The sequence below is a fragment of the Halosolutus amylolyticus genome, assembly GCF_023566055.1.
GTDB lineage: Archaea > Halobacteriota > Halobacteria > Halobacteriales > Natrialbaceae > Halosolutus > Halosolutus amylolyticus.
Map to the genome: position 1 here is coordinate 396,565 of NZ_JALIQP010000001.1, position 21,637 is coordinate 418,201.

The following is a 21,637-nucleotide window of genomic DNA, read 5'->3' on the forward strand; positions in this document are numbered from 1 at the left end:
GTAGGGCCGCCGATGAACGCAGACGGGGTTCGCGAACGGGCGCGATCGGTACCGCGTGAGCCCGGCGTCTACCAGTTCCAGGAGGGCGAGACCACGCTGTACGTCGGGAAAGCCGTCGACCTCCGGAACCGCATCGGGTCCTACGCCGATCCGCGAAGCGCGCGTATCCGCCGGATGGTCGATCGCGCCGACGGGATCGAGATCGCCGTAACCGACACGGAGACGCAGGCGCTGTTGCTCGAGGCGAACCTCATCAAGCGCCACCAGCCCCGGTACAACGTCCGGCTGAAGGACGACAAGTCGTATCCGATGGTGCAGTTGACCGACCACGAGGCCCCGCGGATCGAGATCACCCGCGACCCGGCGGAGTCGGCGACCGTCTTCGGCCCGTACACGAACAAGGGGCAGGTCGAGACCGTCGTGAAGGCCTTGCGCGAAACGTACGGCGTCCGTGGCTGCTCGGACCACAAGTACGCGGGACGCGATCGGCCCTGCCTCGACTACGAGATGGGGCTCTGTACCGCGCCCTGTACCCGCGAGATCGACCTCGAGAGTTACGGCGAAGACGTCACCGCGGTCGAGCGGTTCTTCGAGGGCGAAACCGGGATCCTCGCCGATCCGCTCCGCCGGGAGATGGAGGCCGCCGCCGAGGACCGGAACTTCGAGCGCGCGGCGAACCTGCGCGATCGACTGGAGACCGTCGAGGCGTTCCACGGCGCTGGCGGCGAGGCGGTCCAGTCTGTCGGCGACGAGCGGGCCGTCGACGTGCTCGGGGTCGCGATCGAGGGCGAGGACGCGACCGTCGCCCGTCTGCGCGCCGAGAACGGCAAACTGGTCGATCGCGATCGCCACACGATGGACGCGCCGGGGGCCGCCGGATTCCCAGCAGGACATGCCGACGAGGGCGGCGAGGGCGTCCCCGCCGTGCTCGCGGCCTTTATCGTTCAGTACTACGCCGAGCGCGACCTGCCCGACGCGTTGCTCCTCCCCGAGCGCCACGGGGACGACGAGGTCGCGGCGTGGCTCGACGCCGAGGGCGTCGCCGTCCGGGTTCCGGGCGCGGGCCGCGAGGCGAAACTGGTCGAACTCGCGCTCAAGAACGCCCGCCGCAACGTCGGCGGACGCGACGAGTGTGGGATGCTCGCGGACGCGATCGGGATCGACGCCGCCCGGCGGATCGAGGGGTTCGACGTGAGCCACGCTCAGGGCAAGTCGGCGGTCGGGAGCAACGTCACGTTCGTCGAGGGGAGCGCCGAGAAAGCGGACTATCGCCGGAAGAAGCTCCCCGATCGGAACGACGACTACGACAACATGCGAGCGCTCGTCGCGTGGCGCGCCGCTCGCGCGGTCGAGGGCCGCGACGATCGACCCGACCCCGACCTGCTGGTGATCGACGGCGGCGAGGGCCAACTCGGGGCCGCCCGCGACGCGCTCGCTGAAGCGGGATGGGACGTCCCCGCGATCGCGCTGGCGAAGGCCGAAGAGCGCGTGATCGCGCCGGATCGGGAGTACTCGTGGCCGTCGGATGCGCCGCACCTCCACCTCCTCCAGCGGGTGCGCGACGAGGCCCACCGCTTCGCGGTCCAGTACCACCAGACGATCCGCGACGAGGTGACGACCGTCCTCGACGACGTGCCGGGCGTCGGCCCCGAGACGCGCAAGCAGTTGCTCGGCCGGTTCGGCAGCGTCGAGAACGTCCGCGAAGCCTCGATCGAGGACCTCCGGAGCGTCGAGGGCATCGGCGAGAAAACGGCCGAGACGATCCAATCGAGGCTGTAACGAGCGCAACGATCGGGTCTCGACTGTGAACCGACCGGAGCGATCGCGTCGTGGCCGGAGAGACACGACGCGATCGGGGAGACGGCCGTTGCGAGCGCAAGGACAGTGATATACTCGACACCACTCTATGCCACACCATGGCAAACGGCGACGACGAACTCGACGACCTGCTCGACGAACTCGACACACAGGGCGACCTCGAGACGTCCCAGCAGGTCCTCTCGATCCGGACGGAGAGCCGCCGGTACGACAAGCCGGTGACGATCGTCGAGGGGTTCGATCTCCCGACGGACGAGATCAAATCGATCGCCTCGGACCTGAAGTCCTCGATGGGAACCGGCGGCACGGTCGACGAGGACCGGATCGAACTCCAGGGCGACCATCGCGATCGGGTGCCGGACCTGCTTCGCGATCGGGGATTCGACGTCCGCGAGTGACCGATCGGGATTCGACGGATTCGGCCCGACGAACGACCCGAAATCAACTGCTCGCGAAGAATTCGCGGTTGACGAACGACTTTGTACTCGCACTATCAATGACCGGATATGAAGATCCGATCGGCGACCCCGGAGGACTTCGAGGCGATCAGAGCGGTCGCACGCGAGACGTGGCACGACACCTACGACGAACTCGACGCCGAGACGATCGAGTACACCGTCGAGAACTGGTACACCGACGACTCGATGCCGCTCGAGGCACCCGGGACGGTCGTGCTCGTGGCCGAGACCGAGGCCGACGGCTCGGCGAGTAGCCGGACACAGTCCGACGGCGACGTCGTCGGCTTCACCCACGCCGTCGTCCAGGGTGAGCAGGCCGATATCCTCCGGATGTACGTCCATCCGGACCACCAGGGCGAGGGCGTCGGGTCCGCCCTCCACGAGCGGTTGCTCGCGGCGATCGAGGGGGACGACGTCGATCGCGTCCGATCGTTCGACTTCTCGTTCAACGACGTCAGCAGAGCGTTCTACGAGGGGCTCGGCTTCGAAAAGACCGGCGAGGACGAGGTCGAGATCGACGGCGAGTTCTACCCCGAAGCGGTCTACACGCTCGAACGCTAGCCCTGGGCGTCGATGGCGGTGGGCTGTCGCGCCGTCCCTACCGAGTATGGTGGAACCACTTTGGTATTCGATACCGTAGCGACGGGTATGGAACTCCGACCAGCCTCGATGGCCGATCGCGAGGCGATCCGCGAGGTCGCGCGAGCCACCTGGCACGACACCTACGACGAACTCGACGCGGAGACGATCGACGAGACGATCGACGACTGGTACGGCGACGAGGCCCTCGAGCAGGCGCTGGAACAGGCCGGGACCGCGTTCCTCGTCGCGGAGAGCGCGGAGCATCGCTCCGCGAGTAGCCGGGCGGAGTCCGGCGGAGACGGGGAGATCGTAGGCTTCACCCACGGCGTCGTCCAGGGCGACGAGGGCGACGTCCTCCGGATGGCCGTTCACCCGGACCACCAGGAGGAAGGCATCGGGACGGAGTTACACGAACGGCTCCGGGAGGACCTGCAGGACTTCAACATGGAGCGGATGCGGGCGATCGACCTCGCCTCGAACGAGGGCGGACAGCGGTTCTACGAGAAACAGGGTTTCGAGCAGACTGGCGAGGGAGAGGTCGAAATGGGCGGCAAACAGCGCCGGGAAGTGGTCTACACGCTGGAGCTGTAGGCGGCTCCCCGGGAACGATCGCTGGCGCGGGGCCAGCGTGCGGCGAGAACTGTCGTGCGGACCGGGGCCGCACTCACCCCCGGTGTGCGATCCCGATATTGAGGTCGCCGTTCGAGCAGGCCAGCCGGGTGAGCCGTCCCGTGAACCACAGCGTCTGCCGGCCGCCCGGGGGCACGGCGATCGTCTCGGTCGAGGGAAGCCCCGCCGTGCTCGCGACGTACCGATCGGGCGAGACGCGTCCCGTGACGCTGACCAGTACCTGTCCGCCGCCCGTCGGGCACGCCTCGACCGTGACCGCGCCGTCCGACCAGTCGTCCGGCGTCAGTGCCGCGTCGCTACAGCCCCGCGTCTCGACCCGGCCGTCCTCCTGGCGAGCGGCGCCGGGGTTCGAGAGGGCCGCCGCTCCCGCCAGCGCTCCGATCGCACCCAGTACCGTCCGCCGCAACGGGCTCGTTCCGTCGGGTTCCTCGCCGCCGTCGGTGGTCGCCTCGTCGAGTATGCTCATTGCCAGCATACAGCACGCCGTACTCGCCGCTAGACAAAGAATCGTATTCGGATTCGACGAACCGGTTTCGCGTCGAACGAAACGTGGCGCGAGCCCCGAGAGCGAGGCCACGCCCGAACCGGAACGCGGGGAGCGAGCGGGCCGAAAAACCTGGTTCGCGAGGGGTACATGAAGGAACTTGCAAATTCACCGGACGGAAGCAAGTGGTTCGCACGCATCTGTTAGTGAAGAACTCCCATCATGGCCACGAAATCGCCGAGTGAGGCGGACATTCTCCGTCCGATCAGGCACACGTCGACGAAGTATTACGCGCTGGTCGCCGTCGCCGGACTGCTGTTCGGGCTCTTCCTGATCGGGTGGGGGTACCAGCTCGCGCGAGGGCTCGTGGTCACCGACCTCTCGGACTGGGGCACCGGGGGTGGCGTGACCTGGGGGCTGTACATCGGCGCGTTCATCTGGTGGGTCGGCATCGCTCACGGCGGGATCATCCTCTCGGCCGCCGTTCGGCTCCTCGGGATGGACCGGTACATGCCGGTCGCCCGCCTCGCCGAACTGCTGACGCTGGGCGGGCTCTCGGCCGCGGGCTTTTACATCATCATCCACCTGGGCCGACCCGATCGGATGGTCACCAGCGTCCTGGGCCACTACCACATTACGGTGCACGGCTCGCCGCTGGTGTGGGACGTTACCGTCATCACTGCCTACTTCGTTCTGACCGCGACGTATCTGGCGCTGACCGTCCGCTACGACGTCACGCGCCTGCGCGGAGACCTGCCGGACCGGCTGGGACCGATCTACAGGGGACTGACGCTGGGCTACACCGAGAAAGAAGACGAGATCGTCCAGCGGATGGTCTGGTGGCTCGCGCTGGCGATCATCATCATGGCCCCGCTCTTGCTCCACGGTGGCGTCATTCCGTGGCTGTTCGCGGTGCTCCCGACGTATCCGACGTGGTACGGCGGCGTGCAGGGACCGCAGTTCCTCACGATCGCGCTGACCTCGGCGATCAGCGGCGTGATTCTCCTCTCGTACGGCTTCCGCTGGAGCTACGACTGGGACCACATCATCACCGACGACATCTTCCGCGGCCTGTTGCTGTGGCTCGGCTTTTTCTGCCTGCTGTTCCTCTGGCTCCAGCTTCAGCAGAACGTCACCGGGCTGTTCAAGCCGCCGGTCGACGTGGGCCACGCGGCGGAAGCTCGGCTCGGGAACCCAATCTACCAGACCTCGATGTTGCTGGTCTTTACGGTGCTCGCGTACATCTTCGCACAGACGCTCCGACCGACCCTCTTTACGAAGAAACGAGCCGTCGCCGCCGGGATCCTGGTGCTTACCGCGACGGTCATGGAGAAGATCCTCTTCGTCGTCGAGGGCTTTCTCCATCCGACGTTCGACATCTACGAGGCGACGCCCGGCGAGTACTTCCCGAGCCTCATCGAGATCATGTCGCTCGTCGGGACGATCGCCATGGTGACGCTGTTCTTCGCGCTCGTCGCGAAGGTCGTCCCCGTAGTGGAACTGCACGCGATCGAACACCTGCGGGACGACCACGAGGAGTGACGGCCGATCGGGCTATTCGAACGCCACGAGTCGACCGGTGTCCGTCCCGACGACGACCACGTCCCCGGCGACCGCGGGACCCGACGCGAACTCGCCGTCGAGCGAGCGCGACCACCGTTCGTCGCCGCGATCGCGATCGATCGCCTGCAGCACCGGGCCGCCGCTCGTGACGTAGACGGCGTCGTCGGTGATCGCGGGTGCGGAAACGGGTCGTCGCCCGACGTCGACGTTCCAGTGGGTGCCGCTCTCGCGACGCCGCATCGCCGCGAGCCGCCCACCGGTCGAGCCCACGAAGTACGCGTCCGCCGTGGCCGCCGGCGAGGAGAGGACGTGGCCGGCGAAGCCGAACCCGCCGCGCTCGCCGCCGGCGTGATCGTAGATCGTGACCTGTAACGACGGGGCCGCGACGTGCTCGCCGGCGACGGTCGGTGGCTGCATTCGCGCCCCCTCGTGGCTCCACCGCTCGGTCCCGGTCGCCCGATCGAGCGCGTAGAGCCGCCCGTCGAGCACCGACGTATCCTCAGCACCCACGTAGACGAGGTCGTCGGTCACGGCCGGGTAGTCCACGACGTCGACCGCGGGATCGGGGTCGAACGTCCACCGCACGTCGCCCGACGACGCGTCGACGGCGCGGCAGACCGGGTCCTCGCGCGTGCCGACGTAGACGGTTCCCCCGGCGGCAGTCGGCCCCGACACCGGACCCGGGAGTGCGGTCGTCCACCGTTCCGTCCCGTCCTCGCGATCGAGTGCGACCAGCGACCCCGATTCGGTCCCGAGGACGAGTCGATCGCCAACGACGCACGGACACTGCGACTGCCCGCCGTCCTCGTCGACCGTCGTCGACCACTGCTCGTCGCCCGACGCGACGTCGATCGCGTGGACCGTCCCCGCATCAGAACACGCGTAGACCGTCCCGTCGACGATCGCGACCTGGTCGGTGACCGCACCGGGAAGCGACGCGTCCCAGCGCTCGGTCGGCTCCGTCGTCGGTGCGTCCACCGGCCCGGCGACCCCGGTGTTCCCGGGCGAACCCTGGAACGACGGCCAGCCGAGGGACGTCGAGTCGGCGGCCCCATCGTCGTCCTCGTCGTCGGCGGGTCCGTCATCGGCGGCATCACCCTCGCCGGTCCCGTCCGGATCGTCGTCTCCACCGAGCGCGCTCAAACAACCCGCTCCGACGGCCGATATCACCACGCCACCTGCGCACAGGACTGTTCGCCGCGAGCGATCCATAGCCGATGATGTCAGCACGATCTCAAAAACGTACCTATCAACGCCGGTGAACGGATCGGGGCACGTGGACCGATCGGATATCGGCCGCGAGGTATCGACCGCGTCGACTCCCTGACCGCGGTCGATGAGCCACCGCGTGACGCCCGGTCGCGAGTCAGAACTCCTCGGTCGGCGGCGCGATCCCCTCGTCCTCGCCGTCGTCGAAGTCGAACTCCTCGCGGACTTCCCGGATCCGATCGCGGATGTCGGCCGCCAGCTCGAATTCGAGGTTGCTCGCGGCCTCCTGCATTCGCCCCTCGAGTTCGTCGATGTAGCGGGCGGCCTCGTCCTCGTCCGCGAGTTCCCGGCCGGAGACCTCGCTCGTGTCGGTCTTCGACCCGGGCAGGTTCGTCTCGCCGACCTCTTTCTCGATCGTCGTGGGTTCGAGGCCGTGTTCCTCGTTGTACTCCTGCTGGATCTCGCGGCGGCGCTGGGTTTCCTCGATCGCCGACTCCATGGCGTTCGAGGGCTCGTCGGCGTAGAGGACGACCTCGCCGTTGACGTTGCGAGCGGCCCGCCCCATCGTCTGGACGAGCGTCGTCTCGCTCCGCAGGAACCCCTCCTGGTCGGCGTCTAAGATCGCGACGAGAGAGACCTCGGGGATGTCCAGCCCCTCCCGCAGGAGGTTGATCCCGACGAGAACGTCGATCTCGCCCAGACGGAGCGAGCGGATGATCTCGTGGCGCTCCAGGGTGTCGGTCTCGTCGTGCATGTACGCGACGTCGACGCCCGACTCCTCCAGATACTCGGTCAGGTCTTCGGCCATCCGCTTCGTGAGGGTGGTGACGAGAGTGCGCTCGTCGCGATCGATGCGTGCGTCGATACGATCCATGAGGTCGTCGACCTGGCCGCTGGCGGGCGAGACCTCGACCTTCGGGTCGACGAGGTGGGTCGGACGGACGATCTGTTCGACGATCTGCTCGCTCTCCTCGTGTTCGTAATCGCCCGGCGTGGCGCTGACGTAGAGGGTCTGGTCGGTCTTCTCCTCGAACTCCTCGAAGGTGAGCGGCCGGTTGTCGTAGGCGGTCGGCAGCCGGAACCCGTTCTCGACCAGCGAGTCCTTGCGGGACTTGTCGCCGGCGTACTGGCCCCGGATCTGGGGGATCGTCTGGTGGGACTCGTCGACCACGGCGAGGAAGTCCTCCGGGAAGTAGTCGAGCAGGGTGTAGGGCGCTTCGCCCGACTCACGATCGGAGAGGTAGACGGAGTAGTTCTCGATCCCCGAACAGTAGCCCGTCTCCTGCATCATCTCGAGGTCGAAGGTGGTTCGCTCCTCGATACGCTGGGCGGCGATCATGTCGCCCGTGCGTTCGAAGTACGAGATGCGCGAGTCGAGGTCGTCCCGGATCTCGTCCATCGCCTGCTCGAGTTTCGGCTCCGGGATGGAGTAGTGCTCCGCGGGGTGGACGAGGACCGCCTGTTGCTCGCCCTGGGTCTTCCCCTCGAGCGGGTCGACCTTGACCATCCGATCGATCTCGTCGCCCCACAGTTCCACGCGAACCGCGTACCGGCCGTACATCGGATAGATCTCGATCGTGTCGCCCCGGACCCGGAACGTGCCCTGCGTGAAGTCGACGTCGTTGCGCTCGTAGTTCAGGTCCACGAGCTGGGCGAGCAGGTCGTCGCGGCCGATCTCCTCGCCGACCTCGAGGCGCAAGGACATGTCGACGTAGTTGCGCGGGTCACCGAGGCCGTAGATCGCGGACACGGAGGCGACGACGATCACGTCCTCGCGAGTCAGCAGGGAGCGGGTCGCGGAGTGGCGAAGCCGATCGATCTCGTCGTTGATCGAGGCGTCCTTGTCGATGTAGGTGTCGGTCTGCTCGACGTAGGCCTCGGGCTGGTAGTAGTCGTAGTAGGAGACGAAGTACTCGACGGCGTTCTCGGGGAAGAGGTTCCGGAACTCCTCGTACAACTGGGCCGCCAGCGTCTTGTTGTGGGCGATCACCAGCGTCGGCTTCTGGATCTCCTCGATCAGCCACGAGACCGTGTTGGTCTTCCCGGAGCCGGTTACCCCGAGCAGGGTCTGTTTGTCCATCCCCGATCGGAACCCGTCGGCCAGTTGCTCGATCGCCTCGGGCTGGTCGCCCGCCGGGTCGAAGGGGGCGTCGACCTCGAAGGGGCGATCGACGTCGGGACGGTCCGGCTGGAGAGGACCTCGACTCTCGCTCATTGTCGGGTTCAGGAGGTCGAGCCACTTTACCCGCTCGCATGCGGCACGCGCCTCGCGAGTCGCCGGACCGATCGACGCCGACGCCGCCGACGGCCATCGGTCGGCACGGACGAAAAATACGAATCCTCGATCGGGACGCGGTGTCCGATCGGCCGGGGCTATAGTAGCAACTGAAATGATTCACACACTGATCGCAACGCCGTCCTGCAATCAGGTGTGCATTGACTTTCAGTTGCTACTATACGTCTCGTCGGCCGTCGGCCCGTCGACCGCGAACTGGACGGTGAAGTCGCGATCGGTCGTGCCCTCCGGCGGTTCGAGGTAGCCGATCGCGTAGCCGGTGTAGGCCACGCCCCGTTCGAGCGTGACGTCGAAGGTGGCGACGACCGTCTCCGGATCGCCGGCCGGCCGGACCGAGAGGGTGTAGTCACCGGCCGGCACCGGCACGTAGTCGGTCGATTCGGTGAACGAGACGTCCTCGAAGAGCGGCTCGTCGCCGGCGTAGACGTCGACGCTGGGGGCGTCCGGGGAGAAGTGCGCGACCCGCGCGAGGGCCGACCCGGCGTCCAGCAGGACCGCAGGCTGGAACGTCCCCGCGCCGAGTTCGCCGATCGCGGCGACCGTGTAGAACGCCGCGCCGAACGTCACGTCGTCGTCGAACGCGACCGTCCCCGGATCGCCGGCCGCCGTGATTTTGACCCGGTACGTCCCCGGTTCGATCTCCAGGTACGGCGAGACGTCACCGTAGGCGACGTTCGCGAGCACCCGATTCCCGTCGACGTAGACGTCGACGTTCGGGGCGTCCGGGGAGAAGTGCGCGACCCGGACGGCGCCACCGGGTACGTCGTCCGGTTTCTCGTCCCCCTTGCGCTTTTTCTCGGGTTTCTGTCGATCGTCGTCGTCGTGTTCGCCCACGGCGAGTACGGGTCCGCTCGCCGCGGTCAGCCCACCGGCGATCCCCATCGTCTTGAGCGCCGCGCGTCGTGATACTGGCATGATGCGATCGTGTGGGAGGATCGAACAGAAATATAACCGGCAGTCAGTACTGCGACTAGTTCCGACGTTTCCGTCCCGCGATTTCGAACTATGACCAGCCTGCGATCGGAAGCGGCGTCGTACACTGCTCGTGCGATCGAAAGTATCCGCCTACAGCGTCCGCGCGATCGACGCCGGGTTCCCACGCCGTCTGCGTTTCGCGCGTCGTCTCTCGCCCCGCGTCGCACGTAGTGCGATCGTACGGACGCGTACGCCGCCCGTTCCGAGCGCCGATCGATCGGACGTGGCTCGTGCCCGGCCAACCGTTATGGGCGGCGACGGGGTAGGCCGGGATATGACGGACCACCTCCAGCAGGCCCGCGACGACCTCGAAGAAGCCGCCAAGAGCGCCGACGACGACGTGCGCGGCGACATCCGCGAGACCACCGACGCGTTCGCCGACTACGTGATGAGCGACACCCAACCGGATCACGCCCTCCTCGACGAACGGCTCAACACCCTCCGGCAGGTCAGCCAGCAGGCGGACGGCAACACCGAAACCAAGGTCGAGTCGGCCATCGACACGATCGAGGACTACCGCGAGACGATCGATCAGGCCTGACGGGTCTCGCGACGAACGCGACCGACGAGAATCGGAATCGATCGCGGTCGAATCGCTCTCACTCGAGCCGGTCGAGCACGGCGTCCCGGTCGTAGGCCAGCGAGAGCGATCGGGAGCGGCCGCGGCCGTCGACGTCCGCGTAGTCGGCCGCGATCAGCCCCAGTTGATCGAGTTTGTTGACGATCTCGGAGTAGCGGGTGTAGCCGAGGTCGGTCCGCTCGTGGAACTCCTCGTAGACGTCGCCGGCCTGGTCGCCGTCGTTGTTGGCGACGACCTCGAGCAAGGCCCGTTCGGTGTCGGTCAAATTCGAGAGACTGCGGGAGAGCGAGATGTACTTCGACTTCTCGTAAGCTTCCTCGACGTCCTCCATCTCGACGGTGCGACTCGCGCGCATCTCGGCGTTGAGGCCGGCCCGGCGCAGGAGGTCGATCCCGACCCGAAGGTCGCCGCTCTCGGCGGTCAACTCGGCCACGCGCTCGAGCGTCTCGCGGGAGATAACGCCGTCGTGGAAGCCCCGTTTGACACGTTCGTCGAGGATGTCGACGATCTCTGGCTGGTCGTAGACCGGGAAGTAGACGTCCTCGGGCCGGAAGACGCTCTGGACGCGGGAGTCCAGTTCCTCGATGACCTCGAGTGCAGGGTCCGAGGAGACGACGATGACGCCGATCTTCGCGCCCGGATACTCCTCGTGGGCCCGGAGCAGGGAGTAGAGCGTATCGGAGGCCTCGTTCTCGTAGAAGAGGTAGTTGACGTCGTCGAGCGCGACGACGAGCACCCGGTCCTCCTCGACGAGTTTCTCGGCGATCTGGCCGAACAGTTTCTTGAACGAGATCCCCGACGACGGCGGTTCGTAGTCGAACGTCCCCTCGAACAGCCGCGAGAACACGGAGTAGCGGGTCGCGTTGACCTGGCAGTTGACCCGGATTGTCCGGACGTCGCTGGTCTGGGCACCGACCTCGTCGAACAGTTTCTGGATCGCCGTCGTCTTCCCCGTCCCCGGCGGGCCCCGAACCATGACGTTCAGCGGTCGCGACCCACGCACCGCCGGCCGGAGCGCGTACGTCAGGCTCCGGGTCTGCTCCTCGCGGTGTTTGAACGTCTCGGGAACGTAGTCGATTTCGAAGACGTGCTCGTTTCTGAACACGGATTCGTCCCACGACAACATCCCCTCGTCGGGGCCGTCTGTCATCACTTTCACCACGCTGTCGAAGCTACTTAGTTGTTCGCAGGATTACGGGTGGAAACTCGAGTCCCCGATCCCGTCGATCCGAATCGGCCCGTCCCACGCTCAGGCGGCCTCGATCCGCTCCGTTCCGCGATCGATGTCGGCCGGATCGATCCGCCCGCGGTGACTCAGCCGGGCGTGGGCCCGGACCAGGCGTTCGACCTCGTCGCTACTGCTCGATCGGAGCACGAACTGGCAGCTTCCCAGGGGGCACTCGAAGCGGTATGGCATGACGTAGCAGAGGCGCGGAGCGGAGGTACGTATTGTACTTGCACAATCTTGTCGGTCATACGGCGTCAGGTCGCGATGGCCACCCACGGCGATCGCGTTCTCGATCGCGATTCCGGTCGCAGTTCTCCTGCAGGCGAGCGCCGAACACACCTGCGAAAGCGCCGTACTCGCGGTCACCCCGTTAGCCGACCGACGTCACGGCTTCCGATTGCCGCGATGGGCGATCGTTCGGCCAGCCAGTCGCTGGAGCAGGCCTCGGATCCGGGCGAGCGTCGGAGCGAGGATCGGGTTCGCGGTCACGGCGACGTAGGCCGGCAGGGGATCGTACCGGCCTGTTTCGAGGGAGTGAAGCGCCGCCGCGGTCACCCGGTGGTTCCCGTCGGCGACGAACCACGGAGTCGCACCGCGGCGGGTCCGGACGACCAGCGGATCGAACTGCGTTCCGGCAGCGAGGTCGTCGCAGTACGTCCGGATCGCCCCGACGTCGATCCCCGCTGATTCGAGCGGGCCGACCCCGTCCTCGTGAAGGCGTTCGGCCACGCCGAACAGGGTACCGTCCGTCGAGACGGCGCGCCACAGGAGGTCGTCCGGCCCGCCCACTGGACGGAGGTCGACGAATCGGTCCCGATCGATCGTGAGTCGGTACCACCGGATCGGCCGCTCGCGCCAGACGAACGCCGCCGCACCCGGTTTCGCCGCGAGGAGCGCGTCGCGCACCGCCGACGAGTCCGTCGGGACCGCTCCCGGATCGACCTCGGCAGTGCCGCGATCGGCCTCTCGCACGAGCCAGTTCCGGAGCACGCGCTCCTCGGGGACCCGCTCAGGCATCCGTCCCTCCGGCGACGACCGCAGTCGAGTCGGTGCCGCTCGCGGCGTGGGTTCGAGTCACGAGCCGATACTCCGGACGGGATCTATGGGGAGGAATGGCATATATTTGCGGACGGAACCGCTCCCCGCTCGGAACCGGTCAGTTCCAGTAACTGTCCGGCAGTCATCGCCCACGAACTATACCGTTCGACGTGGTACGGGGGGAAGTGACCGTGACCGAAACGCAGGTTACACTGATCCAGATCGACAACTACGGGCCGTGGACGGTGGCGCCGGAACCGAAACGGGAGGCCGACCTGCAGATGCTCCAGTCCCGCCTGTACGCGGACCTCTCACAACTCGTCGGTCATCACGACGGCTACGTGTTCTCCACGCGATACGACAACATGATCGCCGTCACGAACGGCCTCGACCTGGCGGAACACCGGCGCATCCAGGATGCCGTCCGCAACCGCTATCCCGTGACGGTGAGCCTCGGCGTCGCCACGGGTGCCTCCCCGCGGGACGCGATCGGCGAGGCGACCGCGACCCTCCAGGCGGCCGGGAGCGCCCAGGACGGAGAGCGAACCGAAATCCTGCGCGGCGATCCGCTGCGCGAGGGAGGGGCCGTCCAGATCGCCCACTTCGACGTCAACGACGCGACCGGGCGGTACACCGACGAACTCGACGCCTTCGAAGTGTTCCGGCGCATCGACCGGGGGTACACGACGCTCCTCGAGTACATGTACGACAGTCACGACTCGCTGTCGTTTTTCATCGGCGGCGACAACGTCATCTCGGTAACCGCCGACCTCGATCGGCCGGCGTTCGAGGAGGCGATCGATCACGTCGCGGAGACCGCGGGGATCGACCTCAAGGTCGGCGTCGGTCGCGGTCGGACGGCCGGGGACGCCGGGATGGTGGCCAAGGAGGCGCTCGAACGCTGCCGAGAGCACGGAACCCGCGTCGAGATCGGTGCCGGTGAGCGAACGGAGGGGACGTAACCCGATGCCGGCCCAGTCGGTGTACTTCACGGGCCCACGCGAGGTCGAGGTCCGAGAGACGACAGTGCCCAACCCGGGCCCGAACGAGGTCAAGGTAGCGGCGACGGTCTCCGCCATCAGCTCCGGGACGGAACTGTTACTCTACCGGGGCGAGATGAACCCCCAGATCGACGCTGACGAGACGCTCGACGCACTCTCCGGATCGTTTTCCTATCCGTTTCCGTACGGGTACGCGATCGTCGGGACGGTGACCGCCGTCGGCGCGGACGTGGACCCGGCGTGGCGCGACCGGACGGTGCTCGCGTTCCACCCCCACGCAAGCGAGTTCGTCGTCGGGGTCGACGAGGTGTGCGTCGTGCCGGCCGACGTTTCGCCGGCGGAGGCGGCGATTCTGCCGAACGTCGAAACGGCGGTCAACCTGCTCCTCGACGGGGACCCCCGCATCGGCGAGCGGGCGATCGTGTTCGGTCAGGGCGTCGTGGGGCTGTTGACGACGGCACTGCTGGCCGAGACGCCGCTTTCGTCGCTCGTAACCGTGGACTGCTACGAGAAGCGACGACGGCTCTCGGCGGCGTTCGGAGCCGATCGGTGTCTCGATCCCGACGAAGACGACCCGGTCGCGGCGGTCCGCGAACCTGCGGGACCGCCCGAGCGTCCGGACTCGCCGTCCGGTCGGACCGAACGGGACGCACCACCGCGTCGAGCGGACCTGACCTACGAACTCTCGGGCGATCCGGCGGCGCTCGACGTCGCCATCGACGCGACCGGATACGGGGGCCGCGTCGTCGTCGGGTCGTGGTACGGGACCAGGACGGCCGAACTGTCGCTCGACGGGCGATTCCACCGGAGCCGAATCCGCCTGATCAGCAGCCAGGTGAGTACCATCGCGCCGGAACGGCGGGGACGCTGGACCGTCGCGCGTCGGCTGGCGACCGCGTGGCGGCGACTGGAGGACGTCGCGACCGATCGGCTGGTGACCCACCGCGTCCCGGTCGGGGACGCCCCGAGGGCCTACGCACTGCTGGACGAGCGCCCGGACGAGACGGTCCAGGTGCTGTTGACGTACTGACCTCCTGCGACCCGGCACTCCCGTCGTTCGAAACCCACCCCAGGTTTTAGTTCGCACACGTGGTCCAAGGGGTATGTACACGGTGACGGTCACCCGCGACTTCGTCGCTCAACACTGGCTCACGGTCCCCGATCCCGGCCCCGAGGGGGACCTCCACTCCCACCACCTGACGGTGGAGGTCCAGGTGGAGGGAGAACGGCTCGGGGAGTACGGCTATCTCGTCGACATCGACGACCTCAAGGCGGTCGTGGACGGCCTGGTCGACCGGTACCGGGACGCGACGCTCAACGATCTTCCGGAGTTCGAGGGGCTCAACCCCAGCGTGGAGCACTTCTCGCGGTTCTTCGCCGATCGAGTCGTGGACGGGATCGAGACCGACCGTCTCGACGGCGTCGAGGTGACGATGTGGGAAGAGGACGCGGCGGCCGCCTCCTACGCTACGACCGTCTGAGTCGATGCGGCTGGGGTTAGTCGTCTACGACGGCCTCGAGCGCACGTCCGGCGGCTACCGCTACGATCGACGGCTCGTGACGGGACTTCGCGATCGGGGCCACGAGGTCACACTCGTTACGATCCCGAGGGACGGGTACGGGGCGAACCTGTTCGACAACGTCTCCAGAGAGGTCGCCGCCGACCTGGCCGCCCTCGACGTCGACGTGCTGTTGCAGGACGAACTCTGTCACCCGTCGCTCGTCCGGCACAACCGGCGACACGACGACGACGTGCCGATCGTCTCGATCGTCCATCACCTCCGGTGCCGGGAGCCGCGGGCGGCGTGGCGGAACGCGCTCGTCAGGCCGATCGAGCGGCGCTACCTCGAGACGGTCGACGCCTTCGTCTACAACAGCGAGACCACCCGGGAGACCGTCGAGGCGCTCGTCGGCCCGACGAGGGGCGTCGTCGCACCGCCCGGTGGGGACCACGTCGATCCGGGAGTCACGCGAGCGCAGATCCGCGCCCGTGCCCACGAACCGGGGCCGCTCGAGGTCGTCTTCGTGGGGACGCTCGTCGAGCGGAAGGGGCTCCACACGCTGCTCCGGGGGCTGGCCGCCCGGCCCGCCGACGAGTGGACCCTGACCGTCGTCGGCGACCCGACGATCGATCCGGGCTACGCCCGGCGGATCGACCGGCTGGTCGACGCGCTGGGCGTCGAGGAGTCGGTGACGGTCGCGGGCCGAGTGACCGATTCGGCGCTGTCGTCGATCCTCGGGGACGGGCACCTCCTCGCCGTGCCCTCCGGCTACGAGGGGTTCGGCATCGTCTACCTCGAGGGAATGGGGTTCGGCATGCCGGCACTCGCCTCGACCGCCGGCGGCGCGGGCGAGGTCGTCACCGACGGGGAGACGGGGGTGTTGATTCCGCCGGGTAAACCGCGGGCCGTGTCCGAGGCGGTGGGCTCTCTCGCGGCCGATCGCGAGCGCCTCGCCGAGATGGGAGTTGCCGCCCGGGACGCCTACGAGGCCCACCCCACCTGGAGCGAGATGGTCGATCGCGTCGCGTCGTTTACGACCGGTCTCCGCGAGGTCGCGGGACCGTCGCCGTGACGACCGGAGTTAACCCGCCAGGGGTTGACGGGCCAGTAGAGGCGTGACCGAACCAGATCACTACTCGTTCCGTCGATACCTCGACGCCAAGCGAACCGTCGACCGACGCGCCCGGGACCGGCGCGTCGCGGACGCGTTTCGCCGCGCGCTCGAGGGGGTCGACGAGCCCGTCGAACTCTGCGAAGTCGGGGCCGGGACGGGCGCGATGGTCGAGACGATTTTCGAGTGGACGGCCGACACCGAGGTCCGGTACACGGCCATCGACGCCGACCCGACCCTGGTCGAGGCCGCCGCGGAGGGCGTCGCCGATCGCGCGACGGACCGGGGCTACAGCCTGGATCGGTCGGATCGGACGGGACGGCCGGGTGAGACGGTACGCATCGATCGCGACGGGGTGGCGTTCGAGGTCGAGTTCCGCGCCGCCGACGCACTTGCCCATCTCGCGGACCACGACGATACGTACGACGCCGTCGTCGCCCAGGCGTTCCTCGATCTCACGGACGTGCGAGCGGCGCTGGAGGCAGTCACCGGCGGGCTCCGATCGGGCGGGGTCGCCTACTTCCCCATCACGTTCGACGGGGTGACGGCGCTGTTGCCGCCGGTCGATCCCGAACTCGAGGACCGGATCGAGCGGCGGTTTCACCGTCGGATGGACACGACCGAGAAGGTCGGCGGTGAGACGGGTGACAGCACTGCCGGCCGTCACCTCCTCACTGCGATACCGGCGACCGGCGGCCGGGTCGTCGCGGCGGGCGGCTCCGACTGGGTGGTCCGACCGATCGATGGCGGGTACGAGGCCGACGAGGCGTACTTCCTCCATCACATCGTCGACACGATCGAGTCCGCGCTCGCGGCCGACGGGACGATCGAGGCCGAACGGGTTCGCGCGTGGGCGGCGAGCCGCCACGAACAGGTCGCGACCGCGGACCTCGTCTACCTCGCCCACCAGCTAGACGTCCTCGCCCGGTGGCCGGGGTCGACGTAGCAGTCCGAATCGCGCCGGCGTCGAAGCTTCAGGTCCGGAGACGGGGACGAGGACAAGGACCCCGACCAGCTATACGGCTCTCGAAATCGTAGCTCGGGCTATGCACTGGACCCGACGACGCGACCTGGAGGGCGGGAAGGAACTGGGCGTCTGGCTCCTCGTCGACGACGACGGCGCGGTCGAGGAGGAACTGTACGTCGAGACCCACGAGTATCGCGGTGGCGGGTTCGACGTCTACACCGCAACCCCCGACGGGGAGTGGACACAGAAAGGCGAGTTCGAAGCCGTCGAGGCCGCCTTCGAGCGGGCGCTCGACGTGATCGAAGCGAGTCCGCACCCGCTTTCGGGGCCGCGACCGGAGTGACGACGTCCCGGACCTCGCGACCGAGTCGGTCGATCGACGGCAGACCGACGGCGAGTGGGGCCGAGCACGCGCTCGAACCCATTGGGGGCGCGTGGTCACCGGCGAGAGGACGCGATCGGAGTCGGACGACCACGCGCCCGACCTACTCGAACTTCTCGAGCAGGCGATCGTAGAAGAGCGCCTCGCTTTCGCCGGCGAGTTTCTCGACGATCAGTTCCGGGGTCGATCGCGCGAGATGCTCCTTGACGGGCGATCGATTCACCTCGAGTTCGCCGTCCACGAGCCCTACCGCTTCGATCCCGTCGACGGTGACGTCGTAGTCGGCCATCTCGCGGATCTCGCCGGCGAGGTGCGAGACGAACACCGCCGTCGCCCCGTTCTCCGAGAGCGCCTCGAGGATACCCGCGATGATCTTCGCGCTGGCTCCGGGTTCGGTGATGCTCTCGAGTTCGTCCACGAGGACGAGCGAGCCCTCGCCACCCTGGGCGAGATCGGCGAACTCCCGGACTGTCGACTCGAACGCCCCCGCGTCCAGCGTCCCCTGGGTCTTGGCGTGGTAGTGCAGGTCGTCGAACCGCCGGAGGCGAACGTCGTCGGCGGGCACCGGCAGGCCCATGTGTGCGAGCACGACGACGCTCGCGACCAGGTCCAGCGTCGAGGTCTTGCCGCCGCTGTTGACCCCCGAGAGGAGCGCGACGCCCGACACCCCGTAGTCGACCGGATCGATCGCCGCGAGCGGTTCGTCCAGCAGCGGCGAGCGCCCGCCCTCGATCGCAAAGCCCGCGGGGTCACCCGTGGCACCGGTGGGCTCCCAGACGAACTCGGGCATCGCACACTCGTACTCGCGGGCGAAGCGGGCGATCGCGAGTTCGACGTCGAGTTCGAGCGCGTCCCGAACGAGTTGTCGGGCCCCCTCGCGCTGGTCGGCGAGGTCGGCCGCGAGGTCCCGTTTGAGACGACCGGCGCGGCGCTCCTTCGCGGCGGTGAGTTCCTCGCGGAGGCGGCCGATCGCGTCCTCGTCGCGCTCGACCGGAAACGTCGGTTCGTCGCCGAACGCGCGCCGGGCGATCTCGGCCTCGCCCTGGTCGAGGTCGAGCGCCTCGATCAGGTGCTCGCGGGCGGCCGCGACCGCCGCGGCGTACTCGTCGGCCAGTTCCCGCGACAGCAGGGAGTCGACGCCCGCGCCCCGTTCGACCAGCGAGAGGAGGTCGGAGCCCTCGATCGTGACGTCCTTCTCGCGGATGGCCTCCCGGAGCCGATCGTTGGCGACGCTCTCGGCGGTCCCGGCCGCCGCGTCCAGGTCGTCGACCGCCGTCGTCAGCCGATCGAGTTCCTCGTCGCCCGCGACCGTCCCGTCCTCGGCGAGTCGCGAGAGGCCGTCCGCCAGCGCGTCGACGTCGCAGGCCGGGTCGAGGTCGGCCGCGCGGTGGACCGCGATCGCCGCCCGCAGGCGGTCCCGGTTCCGCGCGAAAAAGGCGAGCGGACGCTCGGGAACGACCTCCGCGGGGGTCTCGAGTGCGTCGGGCCGGACCTGCACGTCACCCTCGACGGTGACACCGGCGAACGACTCGTCGAGCGCGATCACCGTCGAGTAGCCGCGCGCGAGTTCGGCCAGCCCCTGTGCGTCCTCGACGACCTCGACGGAGAGTTCCGGGATCGCCGCCCGGGCCTCGCTGTAGCGCTCGGCGTCGGTCGTCGCCAGACAGCGCTCCCGGACCCGGACGTCGCCCGGCGTCGCGAGCGGTTCGACCCCCTCGAGCGCGTCGAGGACGGCCTCGTCGTACTCGATATCGATCGCGTCGGCCGCGAAGGCCTGTACCTCCTCGATGCGCGATCGGCTCGGACTCGGGTAGATCGTTTCCAGCCGCTGGGCCGCGTAGTCGGTGACGGTCCACTCTTTGAGCAGGCCCAGCACCTCGCGGTAGACCTCGCGGGCGCGATCGGTCGCCAGGAAGCCGCCGGGGTCGTCGTGCTCGCGGCGAATCGCGCCGCGGGCGATGCGGGCCGCCCGCCCCTGCGTGATCCCGGGTGCCTCCGCGATCCGCGCGACGTCGCCCGATCGCAGCGCTCGTTCGGGTTCGTCGAGTTCCGACAGCGCCCGGGCGGTCTTCTCGCCGACGCCCGGGATCGACTCGAGGTCCATTGCTCTCGACCGGGCTATTCCATCGAAGCGAGAAAAAGCTCCCGCCCGTTTTTTCGGCGTGGCGTGGTACTACCACCCATGACAGTCGGCGCCCGCGAGTACCACGAACGGACGAAACACTCGCCGAGAAGCGTTCGCGAGGGAAGCCACGGCCTGAACTTCGACAACAAGCCGCGGCCGTACAAGGAGTACGTGGACCTGCCGGCGCGGCCGCTCGCCGATCGGCTCCGCCCGCCCCAGCAGCCCGCACTCGCGGCGATCGCGGAGTCGACGCCGGACGGCGAGGTACCGAGAGCCGACGAGCTCGACCCCGATCGGACTCACAATCCGGATCTCGAGACGGTGACGACGCTCTGTTACTACGCCGCGGGGATCACGAAGTCGATCGATCGGCGCGGCCGGAGCCTGCTGTTCCGGGCCGCGGCGACGACCGGGGCGCTGTACCACGTCGATCTCTACGTGGTCTGTGGCGACCTCGGCGAGGGAGACGACCCCGCTGACGGCCCGACACTCGAGGCCGGCGTCTACCACTTCGATCCGCGCACGTTGTCGCTGGACGTGCTCCGCGAGGGCGACTACCGGGGTGTCCTCGCCGCGGCCGCGGGCGACGACGGCGTCGCGCACGCCCCGTTCTCGATCGTCACCTCCTCGACGTGGTGGCGAAACGCCTGGAAGTACGAGGAACGAACCTTTCGCCACGCCTTCTGGGACTCGGGGACGACGATCGCGAACCTGCTCGCGGTCGCCCACGCGCTCGACTACCGGGCCGAGGTCGTCACCGCCTTCGCGGACCGGCCCGTGGCGGAACTCCTCGGTCTTCACACCGAACGGGAAGCGCCGCTGGAGATCGTTCCGATCGGCGAGGGCGCGCCGGCGCTCCTGGCCGGCGTGACGGAACCCGAACCGATCGATCCCGAGATCGAGCCCCTGTCGCCGACCGAGCGGGAGTTCCCGCTGATCCACGAGGCGTGGGCCGCCGGCACCCTCGCGGACGGAGACGAGGCCGACTCGTGGCGCACCGATCGGCCGGCAGGCCCGATCGGAACCCGGGACCCGGGCGATGGCGAGCGGATCCACCTCGATCCGGTCGACCACGAGACGGCGTCGAGCCGACCGCTTTGCCGGACGATCGAGCGTCGCGGCTCCTGTCGCGAGTACGATCGCGAGCCGATCAGCGTCCGCAAACTGTCGACGGTGCTCGATCGGGCCGTTCGCGGGGTGCCGATGGACGTGCGCCGCGAGGACGAGCGAAACGAGTCCGCAGATGAGCGAGCGAGCGATCCGCCCCTCTCGTTCGTCGATCCATACCTGATCGTCAATGGGGTGGAGGGCCTCGACCCCGGGTCCTATCACTATCACCCCGCCGATGCCGAACTCGAGCGACTGCAACGGGGCGAGTTCCGCAGCGAGGCAGGTCACCTCGCGCTCGACCAGCGACTGGGTGCCGACGCCGCGGTCTGTCTGTACTTCCTGACCGATGTCGACGAAATCGTCGACGCCCTGGGCGATCGGGGCTACCGGGCGGCCCAACTCGAGGCGTCGCTGACCGCCGGTCGGCTGTACCTGGCGACCTACGCCCACCGCGATCTCGGCGGAACGGGGCTGACGTTCTACGACGACGTCGTCACCGACTTCTTCGCGCCGCGAGCGGCCGGACAGACGCCGACGTTCCTCTACACGATCGGTCGACCGGCCTGAAGGCGTGGCTG

General features: G+C 68.2%; 21 protein-coding genes. 13 read left to right on the forward strand and 8 right to left on the reverse strand.

The window, feature by feature from the left end:
* The first annotated feature begins 12 nt into the window (after window positions 1-12).
* From MUN73_RS01925 to MUN73_RS01940, 4 genes are all read left to right on the forward strand, one after another.
* Window positions 13-1,779 carry an excinuclease ABC subunit C gene (locus MUN73_RS01925; RefSeq protein WP_250138762.1) on the forward strand — a complete coding sequence of 589 codons (1,767 nt, stop codon included), beginning with the start codon at window positions 13-15 and terminating at the stop codon, window positions 1,777-1,779.
* A gap of 137 nt (window positions 1,780-1,916) precedes the next feature.
* Complete coding sequence (locus MUN73_RS01930) at window positions 1,917-2,216, forward strand: SUI1 family translation initiation factor (protein ID WP_250138763.1); 300 nt, start codon at window positions 1,917-1,919, stop codon at window positions 2,214-2,216.
* A gap of 108 nt (window positions 2,217-2,324) precedes the next feature.
* On the forward strand, window positions 2,325-2,837 hold the full coding sequence (locus MUN73_RS01935; protein WP_250138764.1) for a GNAT family N-acetyltransferase: 513 nt from the start codon (window positions 2,325-2,327) through the stop codon (window positions 2,835-2,837).
* Window positions 2,838-2,924: 87 nt separating this feature from the next.
* Window positions 2,925-3,449, forward strand: a complete 525-nt coding sequence (locus tag MUN73_RS01940; RefSeq protein WP_250138765.1) for a GNAT family N-acetyltransferase — start codon at window positions 2,925-2,927, stop codon at window positions 3,447-3,449.
* A 73-nt stretch (window positions 3,450-3,522) separates the two neighbouring features.
* Here the strand turns inward: MUN73_RS01940 and MUN73_RS01945 are convergent, their stop codons facing one another.
* Window positions 3,523-3,954, reverse strand: a complete 432-nt coding sequence (locus MUN73_RS01945) for a hypothetical protein (RefSeq protein ID WP_250138766.1) — start codon at window positions 3,952-3,954, stop codon at window positions 3,523-3,525.
* Window positions 3,955-4,194: 240 nt separating this feature from the next.
* On the opposite strand from MUN73_RS01945, the gene nrfD reads away from it, so the two are divergent.
* Window positions 4,195-5,514, forward strand: coding sequence for an NrfD/PsrC family molybdoenzyme membrane anchor subunit (nrfD, locus tag MUN73_RS01950; RefSeq protein ID WP_250138767.1), 1,320 nt, complete (start codon window positions 4,195-4,197; stop codon window positions 5,512-5,514).
* 12 nt (window positions 5,515-5,526) lie between these two features.
* On the opposite strand, the gene MUN73_RS01955 is transcribed toward nrfD, so the two are convergent.
* The 3 genes from MUN73_RS01955 to MUN73_RS01965 all read right to left on the reverse strand — a co-directional run bounded on the left by MUN73_RS01955 (window position 5,527) and on the right by MUN73_RS01965 (window position 9,922).
* On the reverse strand, window positions 5,527-6,705 hold the full coding sequence (locus MUN73_RS01955; RefSeq protein WP_250138768.1) for an outer membrane protein assembly factor BamB family protein: 1,179 nt from the start codon (window positions 6,703-6,705) through the stop codon (window positions 5,527-5,529).
* A gap of 196 nt (window positions 6,706-6,901) precedes the next feature.
* The gene (gene uvrB / locus MUN73_RS01960) at window positions 6,902-8,959 is read right to left on the reverse strand and encodes an excinuclease ABC subunit UvrB (RefSeq protein ID WP_250138769.1); all 2,058 of its coding nucleotides are present in this window, start codon (window positions 8,957-8,959) and stop codon (window positions 6,902-6,904) included.
* 228 nt (window positions 8,960-9,187) lie between these two features.
* Window positions 9,188-9,922, reverse strand: a complete 735-nt coding sequence (locus MUN73_RS01965) for a DUF4397 domain-containing protein (protein ID WP_250139596.1) — start codon at window positions 9,920-9,922, stop codon at window positions 9,188-9,190.
* A gap of 367 nt (window positions 9,923-10,289) precedes the next feature.
* Between MUN73_RS01965 and MUN73_RS01970 the strand changes: the two genes are divergently transcribed.
* On the forward strand, window positions 10,290-10,556 hold the full coding sequence (locus tag MUN73_RS01970) for a DUF7553 family protein (RefSeq protein WP_250138770.1): 267 nt from the start codon (window positions 10,290-10,292) through the stop codon (window positions 10,554-10,556).
* Window positions 10,557-10,614: 58 nt separating this feature from the next.
* Here the strand turns inward: MUN73_RS01970 and MUN73_RS01975 are convergent, their stop codons facing one another.
* From MUN73_RS01975 to MUN73_RS01985, 3 genes are all read right to left on the reverse strand, one after another.
* Window positions 10,615-11,745, reverse strand: coding sequence for an ORC1-type DNA replication protein (locus tag MUN73_RS01975; RefSeq protein WP_250138771.1), 1,131 nt, complete (start codon window positions 11,743-11,745; stop codon window positions 10,615-10,617).
* Window positions 11,746-11,844: 99 nt separating this feature from the next.
* A complete protein-coding gene (locus MUN73_RS01980) occupies window positions 11,845-12,012 on the reverse strand; it encodes a DUF1059 domain-containing protein (RefSeq protein ID WP_250138772.1) in 168 nt (55 codons plus the stop codon).
* A 195-nt stretch (window positions 12,013-12,207) separates the two neighbouring features.
* The gene (locus tag MUN73_RS01985) at window positions 12,208-12,840 is read right to left on the reverse strand and encodes a hypothetical protein (RefSeq protein WP_250138773.1); all 633 of its coding nucleotides are present in this window, start codon (window positions 12,838-12,840) and stop codon (window positions 12,208-12,210) included.
* Window positions 12,841-13,052: 212 nt separating this feature from the next.
* Here MUN73_RS01985 and MUN73_RS01990 point away from each other — a divergent pair, with 212 nt between their 5' ends.
* The 6 genes from MUN73_RS01990 (at window position 13,053) to MUN73_RS02015 (ending at window position 17,785) form a co-directional block, all read left to right on the forward strand.
* The gene (locus tag MUN73_RS01990) at window positions 13,053-13,823 is read left to right on the forward strand and encodes a GTP cyclohydrolase IIa (protein WP_250139597.1); all 771 of its coding nucleotides are present in this window, start codon (window positions 13,053-13,055) and stop codon (window positions 13,821-13,823) included.
* A gap of 4 nt (window positions 13,824-13,827) precedes the next feature.
* Complete coding sequence (locus MUN73_RS01995) at window positions 13,828-14,892, forward strand: zinc-binding dehydrogenase (RefSeq protein ID WP_250139598.1); 1,065 nt, start codon at window positions 13,828-13,830, stop codon at window positions 14,890-14,892.
* A 73-nt stretch (window positions 14,893-14,965) separates the two neighbouring features.
* Window positions 14,966-15,343 (forward strand): 6-pyruvoyl trahydropterin synthase family protein, encoded by a 378-nt coding sequence (locus MUN73_RS02000; protein WP_250138774.1) that lies wholly within the window; start codon window positions 14,966-14,968, stop codon window positions 15,341-15,343.
* A 4-nt stretch (window positions 15,344-15,347) separates the two neighbouring features.
* Entirely contained in the window at window positions 15,348-16,436 is a 1,089-nt protein-coding gene (locus MUN73_RS02005) for a glycosyltransferase family 4 protein (RefSeq protein WP_250138775.1), read from the forward strand.
* A 43-nt stretch (window positions 16,437-16,479) separates the two neighbouring features.
* Window positions 16,480-17,421: a class I SAM-dependent methyltransferase gene (locus tag MUN73_RS02010; protein WP_250138776.1), complete on the forward strand. Its 942-nt coding sequence runs from the start codon at window positions 16,480-16,482 to the stop codon at window positions 17,419-17,421.
* Between the two features lie 100 nt (window positions 17,422-17,521).
* Window positions 17,522-17,785, forward strand: a complete 264-nt coding sequence (locus MUN73_RS02015) for a hypothetical protein (protein WP_250138777.1) — start codon at window positions 17,522-17,524, stop codon at window positions 17,783-17,785.
* A gap of 142 nt (window positions 17,786-17,927) precedes the next feature.
* Here the strand turns inward: MUN73_RS02015 and MUN73_RS02020 are convergent, their stop codons facing one another.
* On the reverse strand, window positions 17,928-19,928 hold the full coding sequence (locus MUN73_RS02020; protein ID WP_250138778.1) for a MutS-related protein: 2,001 nt from the start codon (window positions 19,926-19,928) through the stop codon (window positions 17,928-17,930).
* A gap of 78 nt (window positions 19,929-20,006) precedes the next feature.
* Here MUN73_RS02020 and MUN73_RS02025 point away from each other — a divergent pair, with 78 nt between their 5' ends.
* The gene (locus MUN73_RS02025; protein WP_250138779.1) at window positions 20,007-21,626 is read left to right on the forward strand and encodes a SagB/ThcOx family dehydrogenase; all 1,620 of its coding nucleotides are present in this window, start codon (window positions 20,007-20,009) and stop codon (window positions 21,624-21,626) included.
* The last annotated feature ends 11 nt before the right edge of the window (window positions 21,627-21,637 follow it).

Coding starts and splice junctions, on each gene's coding strand:
- MUN73_RS01925 (WP_250138762.1), top strand. CDS start 13: ATGAACGCAGACGGGGTTCGCGAACGGGCGCGATCGGTACCGCGTGAG.
- MUN73_RS01930 (WP_250138763.1), top strand. CDS start 1,917: ATGGCAAACGGCGACGACGAACTCGACGACCTGCTCGACGAACTCGAC.
- MUN73_RS01935 (WP_250138764.1), top strand. CDS start 2,325: ATGAAGATCCGATCGGCGACCCCGGAGGACTTCGAGGCGATCAGAGCG.
- MUN73_RS01940 (WP_250138765.1), top strand. CDS start 2,925: ATGGAACTCCGACCAGCCTCGATGGCCGATCGCGAGGCGATCCGCGAG.
- MUN73_RS01945 (WP_250138766.1), bottom strand. CDS start 3,954: ATGAGCATACTCGACGAGGCGACCACCGACGGCGGCGAGGAACCCGAC.
- nrfD (WP_250138767.1), top strand. CDS start 4,195: ATGGCCACGAAATCGCCGAGTGAGGCGGACATTCTCCGTCCGATCAGG.
- uvrB (WP_250138769.1), bottom strand. CDS start 8,959: ATGAGCGAGAGTCGAGGTCCTCTCCAGCCGGACCGTCCCGACGTCGAT.
- MUN73_RS01965 (WP_250139596.1), bottom strand. CDS start 9,922: ATGGGGATCGCCGGTGGGCTGACCGCGGCGAGCGGACCCGTACTCGCC.
- MUN73_RS01970 (WP_250138770.1), top strand. CDS start 10,290: ATGACGGACCACCTCCAGCAGGCCCGCGACGACCTCGAAGAAGCCGCC.
- MUN73_RS01975 (WP_250138771.1), bottom strand. CDS start 11,745: ATGACAGACGGCCCCGACGAGGGGATGTTGTCGTGGGACGAATCCGTG.
- MUN73_RS01980 (WP_250138772.1), bottom strand. CDS start 12,012: ATGCCATACCGCTTCGAGTGCCCCCTGGGAAGCTGCCAGTTCGTGCTC.
- MUN73_RS01985 (WP_250138773.1), bottom strand. CDS start 12,840: ATGCCTGAGCGGGTCCCCGAGGAGCGCGTGCTCCGGAACTGGCTCGTG.
- MUN73_RS01995 (WP_250139598.1), top strand. CDS start 13,828: ATGCCGGCCCAGTCGGTGTACTTCACGGGCCCACGCGAGGTCGAGGTC.
- MUN73_RS02000 (WP_250138774.1), top strand. CDS start 14,966: ATGTACACGGTGACGGTCACCCGCGACTTCGTCGCTCAACACTGGCTC.
- MUN73_RS02005 (WP_250138775.1), top strand. CDS start 15,348: ATGCGGCTGGGGTTAGTCGTCTACGACGGCCTCGAGCGCACGTCCGGC.
- MUN73_RS02015 (WP_250138777.1), top strand. CDS start 17,522: ATGCACTGGACCCGACGACGCGACCTGGAGGGCGGGAAGGAACTGGGC.
- MUN73_RS02020 (WP_250138778.1), bottom strand. CDS start 19,928: ATGGACCTCGAGTCGATCCCGGGCGTCGGCGAGAAGACCGCCCGGGCG.
- MUN73_RS02025 (WP_250138779.1), top strand. CDS start 20,007: ATGACAGTCGGCGCCCGCGAGTACCACGAACGGACGAAACACTCGCCG.